Origin of the sequence: Acinetobacter sp. YH01003 (genome assembly GCF_013420525.1) — a bacterium.
Taxonomy (GTDB): Bacteria; Pseudomonadota; Gammaproteobacteria; order Pseudomonadales; family Moraxellaceae; genus Acinetobacter; species Acinetobacter towneri.
Genome location: NZ_VOXY01000005.1, coordinates 169,376 through 180,987, shown reverse-complemented (window position 1 = coordinate 180,987; position 11,612 = coordinate 169,376). Strand labels below are relative to the sequence as shown.

The following is an 11,612-nucleotide window of genomic DNA, read 5'->3' as shown; positions in this document are numbered from 1 at the left end:
GCTTGGCCAGAAAAATGAGTCGTTCTCGCTGTTCTAAACTAAGTGGTACAGAAACAATTCGAGGCATGTGTGAACATCTGTTAACTAAAAAAACTTTTTCGCATGATTAGTTATTTTTGTCAACTTAACGCAATCTGTGAAAGTTTTAGCCACATGAGCAAAAACAAAGCACTGCTTTGTTTGCTGCGCAAGGGTACAAGCATATTTTTTGCTGCTATTACGTTATGTGCCAGTCATTTAGAATGAGTAAATTTCCTGTCCCATGCCTTATATCAGCTAAAAAACCTTGCGAGATATATCTCTCATGTCGCAAACATAGACGAATTGTCAACAGACCCTAATTAAATCGTGCTGAATAAAAAACTCCTGAGAACTTGCTCAGGAGTTTTTGTTTTATACAATCAAATTATTGTTGTGCTTTTTCTTTCACATTTGCAGCACCTTGTTCAACCGCACCTGCAGTCGCAGCAGTTGCATCTTTAGCAGCTTGTACAGTCGCATCAGCTGCGTTTTCTGTTGCTGTTGCAACATTGTGTGCAGCATTTTCAGTTGCTTGCGCTGCGTTATCTACCGCAGTTGCTGTAGCAGTAGCAGCTTCATGTGTTGCATCTTTGGCATCATGTGCAGCTTGAGCCGCAGCGTTTTCTAAGTGTTCACCCGTAGTTGCCCCTGTTTCTGGTGCTTTTTCTTTTGCACAACCTACAAGTGCTACAGTGGCAGCAAGACCTAAAGCAATAAGAAGTTTATTCATTATCATGTTTCCTTTTTTTACATCCACTTAAGATGGGATAATGCGAATATAACCAAAAAACAATCAATTTGAAGCTTAAAATTGTTCAAATAATGTAATGGGTTTAGATATTTTTTTGTTGTGTAGATTAGAACGATAAATTAGAGAAAAATATGCCGATGCGATTCATTTTTTCTGATAAGGTGAAATCTTAAGAATGGTTACAGTTTTTATTGTACAGTAATGCCATTCTGTAAGATTGGGATTGTAAAATGCTTAAAAAAGGGATTTATCAACATTATAAAGGGCAATTGTATCAAGTGCTGCATGTGGCTACACACAGTGAAACCCAAGAGAAATTGGTGGTTTATCAATGCTTATATGGCGATTATTCTATTTGGGCCAGACCGCTTGATATGTTCACGGAGAGTATTACTTTGGATGATGACCGTGAACAGGAACGCTTTAAATTGATTCAAGAAGTGTATTAATATTTGAAGTTATTTACCTATTTAAAACGATCCAATCTATTTTTAGATTGGATCGTTATGTGGATGCTCAAAGTTTAATAAAATCAATTATTGAATGGAAATACGGTTAAAGCTTAAATCGTATGCTAAATATTTACTCACAAAAGCTGCTTTATCACTGCGTCTTAATAAGTTGTCATAAATAAATTGTGGTACAGGATGGAATAAATCCCCAGAGCCATTTTCGTAAAATATTTTTAAATAACGTGAAGATGCACTGTATGTCCAGGATGTCACGGCAAGTGTTTTACCCATAAGCAACTCCTTTATTTTTTATATTATTTTTCACAGAATAAATCTGCTTATTTTGAACATAAGTGAAGTGCTTGCTAAAAAGTATTACAGAATTGTAACTTTTGAATATAAGTTTTTTGCGCAACCTAAACGTGCCAAAAACGACAAAACTATTATGAAGCGAAATAAAACACCACATTTAGGATGTGGTGTTTATGCTTTGCACATGAATAGTCATTCATTTAAATAAAATGATTGAAAGACTAGATTTTATAGATGACGACATTGATCTTCTTTGTCACCAGAAACACGGTTTGTGCCGCCAGTCGGTTTTACGCGGTTATCTTCACATTCTAAATTGCCATTCACGCGGTTATTTTTTACAACGATTGAGCCTGAATTATCTTTAAGTTGAATATTGCCATTTACACGGTTTGACGTGAGTTGGATGTTACGCCCATCTTCGAGTTGGATATTGCCATCAATGCGGTTGGCATGTGCATTAACCTGACTAAAGTTTCCTTTAGATTCTAAATTGCCATCAATCGTACTATTTTTAATTGCCGTATGTGAGTTGGAATGCAACATTAGGTTGCCCTTAATAGTCACATGATCAAGAACACATTGTTTATGCACTTTGACATTATCATCAATAGTTCGATTTTTAATGCTGCCATTACAGTTGAAATCAGCTAAAGCTGGCACTGAAAATGCTATTAATGTTGAAAGTAAAAATAATTTTTTCATAGAACAGCCCTCAAAAATAAATCTCACAACTGTTACCGGTACAGATTCGATTGTAGTGTTGTAATGTTTTTACATTTTCTATTCTAGAGATGAAATATGAATAAATAAGGTAGAAAAGGGTGATGTTCTGATTAAAAAAAACCACGCAAAATATGCGTGGTTTTTTTGAGTGGTTTAATCTAAAACTTAGATTTTACCTACTAGGTCGATAGATGGGGCTAAAGTTGCATCACCTTCTTTCCATTTAGCTGGGCATACTTCACCTGGGTGAGCGTGAACGTATTGAGCTGCTTTAACTTTACGAAGAAGTTCTTGAGCATCACGGCCAATACCGCCAGCATTGATTTCGATGATTTGGATTTTACCTTCTGGATCAATTACGAAAGTACCACGGTCAGCAAGACCAGCAGATTCGATTAATACTTCGAAGTTTTTAGAAAGCGTCCAAGTTGGGTCGCCAACCATTACGTATTGGATTTTTTTGATTTCTTCTGAAGAATCGTGCCAAGCTTTGTGCGTGAAGTGAGTGTCAGTAGAAACTGCATAGATTTCAACGCCTAATTTTTGGAATTCTGCGTAGTTGTCTGCAAGGTCACCAAGCTCAGTTGGGCAAACGAAAGTGAAGTCAGCAGGGTAGAAGAATACTACAGACCATTTGCCTTTAAGATCAGCTTCAGTTACTTCAATGAATTGACCGTTGTGGTATGCATTTGCTTTAAATGGTTTAACTTCAGTATTAATTAAGCTCATCATTGTCTCCATGATTAAGGTTTGTATTTCGTTGGCAATAGAGTATCTAATTTTGTTTTATTGCTGAAATGGTATTTTTACATTACTAGCATCGGAAAAACAAATGAGTATGTAAAAAGCGTACACTTTCATCACAGTATTATTGAGTCTTTATTAGGCCTCAAAATGATGATGATTGCATGACAACCTATTTTTCAGGTTCAAATACAACCCATTTCAAGCAATTGGTGAACATACATCTATATGGGGATGCTATTTTGAAATTCAAGGGGGGATTTAAAACTTTTTAAATACGCATTCTAAATCACTGTTCTTTCGCTTAAAGGCATTACAGCGTAAAATACGCGTTTGTGTTTTGGTTAGGAAGCGTATTCTGTGCAGAGTCATTTAAATGTAGACCACCTCGTTTTGGCGCGTGATCGTCATCGTTTAAATCGACTACGAAAAGGCAAAGATGCCAATCCAAAGCAATATCAGGAATTATTTGAAAAATCTAATTTAAAAGTGTTGGAGCGTGCACAGCGCATTCCCAACATTAAGTTGAATCAAGATTTACCTGTGACTCAATCTGCCGAACAGTTGATTACTGCAATTCAGCAACATCAGGTCATTATTGTGGCGGGTGAAACAGGTTCAGGGAAAACTACACAGTTACCACAAATTGCAATGTTGGCAGGTCGTGGTTTAACGGGGTTAATTGGTCATACTCAGCCACGACGTCTTGCTGCGCGTAGTGTATCGCAGCGTATTGCCGAAGAAGTTGGCGAAAAGTTAGGTGAGTCCATCAGCTTTAAAGTTCGTTTTAATGAACAGGGTTCGCAAGATTCAATTGTCCGTTTAATGACCGATGGTATTTTGTTAGCAGAGCTTGCCAATGATCGTTATTTAAATAAATACGACACCATTATTATAGATGAAGCGCATGAGCGTTCTTTAAATATTGACTTCATTATGGGCTATTTAAAGCAACTTTTGCCACGTCGCCCTGATTTAAAAGTCATCATCACTTCTGCAACTTTAGATGTGCAGCGTTTTAGTAACTATTTTAACGGCGCACCTATTTTTGAGGTCGAAGGTCGAAGCTATCCTGTCGAAGTACGTTATCGTCCAATTTCTGAATTAAGCATTGGTGGTAGTGATGATGATGAGTTTGATGACTTTGAAGAAAACTTGCCACGCGCAGTGGTGCAAGCGGTAGAAGAATGCTTTGCCGATGCACAAGAAAAAGGTCATCCTGAACATGCCGATATTCTAATTTTTGCCAGTACTGAACAGGAAATTCGGGAGCTGCAAGAAACCTTGCATAAGCATGGACCGCGTCATACTGAAATTTTACCGTTGTATGCGCGTTTGGCTTTGGCGGAACAACAAAAAATCTTTAATCCTTCAGGTGGTGGTCGTCGCATTATTATTGCCACCAACGTCGCTGAAACCGCACTCACTGTACCCAATATCCGCTATGTGATTGATAGCGGTTTTGCACGTATTTCACGTTATAACTATCGCTCACGGGTGCAGCGTTTACCGATTGAAGCAGTATCTCAGGCAGCAGCGAATCAGCGTAAAGGACGTTGTGGTCGTATTGCGCCAGGCGTTTGTATTCGCCTGTATTCAGAAGAAGATTTTTTAAGTCGCCTAGAGTTTACTGAACCTGAAATTAAACGCACCAACTTGGCATCGGTCATTTTACAAATGCAAAGTTTGGGCTTGGGTACGCTCGAAGATTTTGATTTTATTGAGCCGCCAGATCATCGTTTAGTCAATGATGGTCGTAAGCTGTTGATTGAACTGGGTGCGATGATTGAGAAGGGTAAAGCCCCTCTTTTAGACGGAATGAGCAGCTCTGCGACGCAAAAGGGAGACAATCATCCGAATAATTCCACTAAATCCACCGCTAATAAAGGCGAGCTTCAAGGCAGCAGCTTAACCAAAATTGGTCAGCAAATGGCAAAAATGCCGATTGATCCACGATTGGCACGTATGATTTTAGGCGGTGCACATTTTGGGGTGTTAAATGAAGTCCTGATTATTGTAGCGGCATTGGCGGTACAAGACCCGCGTGAACGTCCTGCAGACAAACAAATGCAAGCCGATCAAAAACATGCACTGTTCCGTGAAGCAGATTCTGACTTTTTATTCTATTTAAAACTGTGGGAAACTTTGCACGAAAACCGTGATGGCATGAGTGAAAACAAACGTCGTACTTTTGCCCGTCAGCATTTTTTAAGTTGGTTGCGTTTACGTGAATGGAAGAAAACTCATGAACAATTGGTGGATTTGGCGCGTGGCTTAAAACTGTCGTTTAATGAGAAAAAAGCCAGTTATGAAAATCTGCATCGGGCGTTATTAACAGGGTTGCTTTCTTTTATTGCCAATAAAACCGATGAGCGCAATGTGTTTATGGCAGTACGCCAACAAAAAGCACGAATTTTCCCTGCATCGACTTTGCATAAAACCAATACACCGTGGGTCATGGCATTTGAGATGGTAGAAACTTCGCAAGTGTATCTACGCACCTTGGCAAAAATTGAACCTGAATGGATTTTATTGGCTGCACGTGATTTGCTGAAGCATCACTATTTTGAACCACATTGGTCTAAAAAAGCAGGCGTGGTGAATGCCTATGATCAAATTTCGCTGTTTGGTCTAATTATCGAGCCGAAACGTCCTGTCAATTACGAAAAGGTCGATCAGGAAGCCGCCCATGAAATATTCTTACGTGATGCTTTAACCACAGGCAACTTGGGCATTACCCCACCATTTTTAAAACACAACCTGCTTAAACTGGAAGAAGTGGAACGGGTTGAAGATAAATTACGTCGTCGTGATTTAGTTGTTGATGAAGAAACTATTTATCAATTTTATGCCGCCAAAGTACCTGCAGAAGTTGCAAGCCGTCGTTCCTTTGAAGATTGGCGTGCCACAGTAGAGCCGCAAAATCCACGTTATTTATTTGTGGAAGATGATGCACTTTGGCTGAATGATCGTCCGACCACGCAGCAATTTCCTGACTATTTGCGTAATGGTGAGCTGCGCTTGGCGGCCAGTTACCGTTTTGACCCCAGCCATGATGAAGATGGCGCAACCGTTAAAATTCCAGTGCAAGCGTTGGCACAGGTCGATGAAAATATCTGGTCGTGGGGTGTTCTGGGTTGGCGTGAAAATTTAATTGAAGCCTTGCTCAAGACTTTGCCTAAAGATAAGCGTCGTCATTTGGTGCCTATTCCAGACACAGCTCGAAAGTTGCTACAACGTGTTGATGCGGTAAATTTACGCGAGCACATTTTTAGCTTTTTGGCATTTCAATTACGTGCTGAACACATCACCGAAAAAGACTTTAGCTTTGAGCGGGTAGATGCGTATTTATTGCCGTTCATTAAAGTGCTAGATGAAAAAGGGCGGGTGATTGAGCAAGGTCGTGATTTATCTGAATTAAAAGCGCGTTGCCATACCGAAACGCATAGTCCTGTAAAGCAGGTGCACGGAGAATTTCAAACTTTTCCTGAACGATTTGTATTTGAAGCTTCGCAAAAAGTTACGGGCGTAGTGGTTAAGCAATATCAGGCGTTGGTACCAAGCAAAACATTTGCAGAGCTTTTACCAAAAGATGAATCGGGTGTGGTGATTCAAACCTTTAATGATCAGAGTGAGGCGATTCGTCAGCACCGTGAAGGCGTGATTCGTTTGCTATATGTGCAATTGGGTGATTTATCACGCCAATTGAAAAAACAAATTGATAAACCCTTGGCTTTGGCGTATTCGCCTTTGGGTGATAAAGCTCAACTTGAGCAAATGTTGATCTATGCAACATTGCAAAGCATTATTGGTGACTTACCAGTCAACTTGGAAGAGTTTCAAAAGTTGCAGCTTGAGGTAAAAAAGACTTTCCTCAGTCATGGTCAAACCACGCTGCGTATCTTTAATGAAATTTATATTGCATGGCAAGACATCCGCCGTCAGCTTCTTATGCTTGATGAAGCAGTTTTTGCTAAAAATATGGATGATATAGAAGATCAGCTGGACTTAATGCATCTGGCAGACTTTGTGTATAGCAAGCCTGTAGAGGTGTGGAGCGAATATCCGCGCTATTTGAAAGCGTTGTTATTACGTTTAGACCGCTTACCCAATAACTTGCAAAGAGACGATGCTGCCATCGCCCAAATTGACCCTTGGATGGACAAATTGTTTAAACACAAACAAGATGCCCGACTCAAGGAATTGTACTTTATGGTGGAAGAATTACGCATATCGCTGTTCTCTCAACCCATGAAAACCAAAATGCCAATTTCTGCAACTCGGCTGCAAAAAGTATGGGAAAAGCTCGGAATCAGTTAAGATATTAGTAATTTCTAGAAGGAGTTTTACATGGGCATTCGCATTATAGGTACTGGTCTTTATCACCCAGAAGATGTTATTACCAATGAAGAGTTGGTCGAAAGTTTAAATGCTTATGTGGAACAGTATAATCAGCTCAATGCTGACAAAATTGCAGCAGGTGAGCTTGAAGAACGTCGTGGCTCAAGTGCTGACTTTATCGAAAAAGCCTCTGGGGTAAAACGCCGTTACGTGTCAGAAAAAACAGGTATTCTGGACATTAACCGTTTACGTCCAAATTTGCGTGAACGCGGGGATGATGAAATTTCGCTACAAGCAGAATGGGGTGTAATTGCTGCAAAACAAGCCATGCAAAATGCAGGCGTGACCGCAGAAGATATTGATGTGGTGATTTTGTCTTGCTCAAACTTGCAGCGTGCTTATCCTGCGGTGGCGATTGAAATTCAAACTGCGCTTGGTATTCAAGGTTATGCCTATGACATGAACGTGGCATGTTCTGCTGCGACTTTCGGCATTAAGCAAGCGCATGATGCGATTAAAGCAGGTGCGCGCCGCGTACTGTTGGTGAATGTCGAAATTACCTCAGGTCATAACGATTTCCGTTCACGTGACTGCCACTTTATTTTTGGTGATGTAGCAACCGCTTCAATTTTGGAAGACACTGAAACCAAAGCAGGTTTTGAAATTTTGGACATGAACCTGTTTACTCAGTTCTCGAATAATATCCGTAATAATTTCGGTTTTTTAAACTTAAGTGAAAATGCAGATATTGACGATAAACGCTTCCATCAAGATGGTCGCAAAGTCTTTAAAGAAGTTTGCCCCTTAGTTGCCAAAATGATTACTGCGCAATTAGAAAAGAATCAGATTGCGCCAACCGAGGTGAAGCGTTTCTGGTTGCACCAAGCCAATGCCAGCATGAACGAACTCATTTTGAAATTGGTGGTTGGTAAAGAAGCAGCACAACCAGGTTTAGTACCTATTATTTTAGATGAGTTTGCCAATACTTCTTCGGCAGGGGTAATTATCGCTTTACACCGTACTGCACACGAAGTCGAAAACGGTGAATATGGTGTCTTGTGTTCATTTGGCGCAGGCTATTCAGTTGGCGCGATTTTGGTACAAAAACGTGATGCTGCATAAGCTTTGCCAAACCGTATAAGATCAGCAAACGCCTAAGTACAGGTATTAAAAAGTTCCTTCTCCTTCGGGAGAAGGCTTGGATCATCCGCGATATTCTCTTCACACAGACACATACAGAATAAAAACATCGAAAAACTTTATGAAAAATAATGCTTAGGTTAAGATGGAGCATCTTTTAATAGACCTATTTTGAAAACCTATGCAACCATTTGTTCTATATAACTCAGAGCAACGAAAAAAAGTTGAATTTGTTCCGCGTAAAGAAGGACATATCGACATGTATGTCTGTGGCATGACGGTTTATGATTACTGTCATATCGGGCATGCGCGGGTTATGGTTGCATTTGACTACATCATTCGCTTTTTGCGCAGTCAAGGTTGGAATGTGAAATATGTCCGCAACATTACCGACATTGACGACAAAATTATTAAACGTGCCAATGAAAATGGCGAGAGCATTCAAGCTTTAACAGATCGTTTTATTCAAGCCATGAATGAAGATGCGGCAAACTTAGGCTGTGTTGAACCTGATGCTGCACCACGTGCCACTGAATATATTGATCAAATGCAAAATATGATTGGTAATTTGGTCAATAAAGGCACAGCTTATCCTGCAAGTAATGGCGATGTTTATTTTCAGGTTGAAAAATTTGACAAATATGGCCGTCTTTCAGGTCGCAAGCTAGAAGACATGCAGGCGGGCGCGTCTGAGCGTGTTGATGTTGAAGTCGACAAAAAGCATCCATTTGACTTTGTTTTGTGGAAACATGCCAAAGAAAATGAACCATCTTGGGCTTCGCCGTGGGGCAATGGACGTCCGGGTTGGCACATTGAATGTTCTGCGATGTCGACTTGCTGCTTAGGTAATCATTTTGATATTCATGGTGGTGGTTCAGACTTAATGTTCCCACACCATGAAAATGAAATTGCCCAGTCTGAAGCATCAACAGGTGAGCAGTATGTAAATTACTGGATGCACGTTGGCTTTATTAATGTCGATGGCGAAAAAATGTCGAAGTCATTGGGTAACTTCTTCACCATTCGTGATGTGATGGAAAAATTCCATCCTGAAGTGATCCGCTACTTTATTGTGTCATCGCATTATCGTAGCCCTGTAAACTTCTCCGATGTAGCACTCAAAGAAGCCAAAACCGCATTATCACGTTTCTATCACTCATTTAAAGCTTATCAACAAGCGTACGGTACGCAAACAGTTGAGCAGTTAGATGAGACTTTGGTGGAGCGCTTTAATGCTGCAATGCGTGACGACTTCAATACAGCCGAAGCAATTGCAGTGCTGTTTGAAGTCAATAAAGAGCTGAACCGTGCGGTAAAAGAGCAGCAGGCAGATCAGGCGGCGGTGTACTATTCGACCTTGCGTCATTTGACCAATATTTTAGGTTTGGTGCAGCATGATGTCGATGAATTCCTGAAATCTGATATTGGTCAGGACGCTTTAGGTTTATCTGAACAAGCCATTGCAGACTTCATTCAGCAACGTCAGGATGCCAAAAAAGCCAAAGATTTCGCCCGTGCTGATGAAATTCGTCAGTCTTTGCTCGATCAAGGTGTGGTCTTGGAAGATACCCGTCAAGGTACAGTATGGCGTCGTGCTGATTAATTGAGCACTTGGGAGCATAGAGAGTTGACAGTTGTATGAAATTCTCTATAATTCACTTCCATATTGCGGGAATAGCTCAGTTGGTAGAGCACAACCTTGCCAAGGTTGGGGTCGCGAGTTCGAGTCTCGTTTCCCGCTCCAAAATTTTAAAAAACGCTTATCGAAAGATAAGCGTTTTTTTATGGCTGTTTGTTATAGCTTGCTTGCAGTCAGCTTTATAGATGGGTTTGATCCATAATTTTTAGAGCATTTTCGTTGAAATATGCTTCTGAGCTAGTTCTATCTTTAGCTTTATCTGCAACTTTGAATCAATAAAATAAATAGCCTAAGCTCAAATATGATTGTTTTTCATTTGAAACTCGAGTCAAAAAGCGAGTTAATTAAAACAGCATACAAAAATGCGTTAAAACAAAAAACACACGCAGAATCAAAGTGTAGAATTGCATAGATATGCTAAAATTGCGAAAATTAAATGTGCTTCAATAAATCGCTTTTATTGAGGTGTAGAAAATACTCAATTTAAGTTGAACGTTGAATGCCAAACATGTCAAATACCATTGATTTCCAATCTGTAGCCTTAGACACTTTAAGAATAGAAGAACAAGCATTACAAGTCTTGGCGACGCAAATTGATCAGCGTTTTAGCCGTGCCTGCGAAATCATGTTGCATTGCAAAGGGCGTGTTGTGGTCACAGGTATGGGAAAATCAGGTCATATTGGTCGTAAAATGGCTGCGACGTTTGCCTCTACAGGCACGCCGTCTTTCTTTATGCACCCGGGTGAAGCAGGGCATGGTGATTTGGGAATGTTGGTACGGGGTGATGTTTTAATTGCCATTTCCAACTCCGGCAAAAGTGATGAAATTATGATGTTGATGCCACTCATCAAACATCTGGAAGTTCCTCTAATCACAATTAGCGGTGATGATCGCGGGCCGATGCCACAAAATGCTGATGTCGCTTTAACATTAGGCAATATTCAGGAAGCTTGTCCACTTGGTTTAGCACCAACCTCAAGTACGACTGCAACCTTGGCATTAGGTGATGCATTGGCTGTAGCGTTACTTGATGCACGTGGTTTTACTGCCGATGATTTTGCTCGTTCACATCCTGCAGGCGCTTTGGGTAAGCGCCTGTTATTGCATGTGAAACATTTGATGCATACCGGTACAGAATTACCTAAAGTTGCACCAGATACACCAATGAACAAAGTGTTATACGAAATTTCAAACAAACGTCTAGGTTTAACCACAATTGTCGATGAAAATGACGTCTTGTTAGGCATTTTCACCGATGGTGATTTACGACGTTTAATTGATAAACAACAGGGCTTTGATGTGAATTTACAAGTTGGGCAAGTGATGACTCAACATCCTGCAACGATTTCACAAGAAGCACGTGCAGTTGAAGCTTTAGAGCAATTACGTGACCGTAAAATCAATCAGTTTGTGGTGGTGGATGATGCCAATAAAGTCATTGGTGTGATCAGTATGCATGACTTGATTCAAGCAGGGGTAAACTAA

The 11,612-nt window shown here is 40.3% G+C and carries 9 protein-coding genes, 1 tRNA gene and 1 pseudogene; 6 read left to right on the top strand and 5 right to left on the bottom strand.

The window, feature by feature from the left end:
* Positions 1-67 (bottom strand): annotated as a pseudogene (locus FTT70_RS13700) (helix-turn-helix domain-containing protein); the annotation flags it as partial.
* Positions 68-406: 339 nt separating this feature from the next.
* Entirely contained in the window at positions 407-751 is a 345-nt protein-coding gene (locus FTT70_RS07135; protein WP_004973048.1) for a hypothetical protein, read from the bottom strand.
* Positions 752-1,002: 251 nt separating this feature from the next.
* On the opposite strand from FTT70_RS07135, the gene FTT70_RS07130 reads away from it, so the two are divergent.
* Positions 1,003-1,221, top strand: coding sequence for a DUF1653 domain-containing protein (locus tag FTT70_RS07130; RefSeq protein ID WP_004973051.1), 219 nt, complete (start codon positions 1,003-1,005; stop codon positions 1,219-1,221).
* Between the two features lie 87 nt (positions 1,222-1,308).
* Here the strand turns inward: FTT70_RS07130 and FTT70_RS07125 are convergent, their stop codons facing one another.
* From FTT70_RS07125 to ahpC, 3 genes are all read right to left on the bottom strand, one after another.
* Positions 1,309-1,515: a hypothetical protein gene (locus FTT70_RS07125; protein ID WP_004973053.1), complete on the bottom strand. Its 207-nt coding sequence runs from the start codon at positions 1,513-1,515 to the stop codon at positions 1,309-1,311.
* Positions 1,516-1,764: 249 nt separating this feature from the next.
* Complete coding sequence (locus FTT70_RS07120) at positions 1,765-2,082, bottom strand: hypothetical protein (protein ID WP_225530638.1); 318 nt, start codon at positions 2,080-2,082, stop codon at positions 1,765-1,767.
* A 345-nt stretch (positions 2,083-2,427) separates the two neighbouring features.
* A complete protein-coding gene (gene ahpC / locus FTT70_RS07115) occupies positions 2,428-2,991 on the bottom strand; it encodes an alkyl hydroperoxide reductase subunit C (protein ID WP_004973058.1) in 564 nt (187 codons plus the stop codon).
* Between the two features lie 375 nt (positions 2,992-3,366).
* Between ahpC and FTT70_RS07110 the strand changes: the two genes are divergently transcribed.
* The 5 genes from FTT70_RS07110 (at position 3,367) to FTT70_RS07090 (ending at position 11,612) form a co-directional block, all read left to right on the top strand.
* Positions 3,367-7,326, top strand: a complete 3,960-nt coding sequence (locus tag FTT70_RS07110; RefSeq protein WP_180062456.1) for a DUF3418 domain-containing protein — start codon at positions 3,367-3,369, stop codon at positions 7,324-7,326.
* A 30-nt stretch (positions 7,327-7,356) separates the two neighbouring features.
* Positions 7,357-8,469 carry a beta-ketoacyl-ACP synthase III gene (locus FTT70_RS07105; RefSeq protein ID WP_154320667.1) on the top strand — a complete coding sequence of 371 codons (1,113 nt, stop codon included), beginning with the start codon at positions 7,357-7,359 and terminating at the stop codon, positions 8,467-8,469.
* 199 nt (positions 8,470-8,668) lie between these two features.
* On the top strand, positions 8,669-10,090 hold the full coding sequence (gene cysS, locus FTT70_RS07100) for a cysteine--tRNA ligase (protein ID WP_004973064.1): 1,422 nt from the start codon (positions 8,669-8,671) through the stop codon (positions 10,088-10,090).
* 65 nt (positions 10,091-10,155) lie between these two features.
* Positions 10,156-10,231: transfer RNA gene (locus FTT70_RS07095), tRNA-Gly, on the top strand.
* A gap of 403 nt (positions 10,232-10,634) precedes the next feature.
* Entirely contained in the window at positions 10,635-11,612 is a 978-nt protein-coding gene (locus tag FTT70_RS07090) for a KpsF/GutQ family sugar-phosphate isomerase (RefSeq protein ID WP_004973067.1), read from the top strand.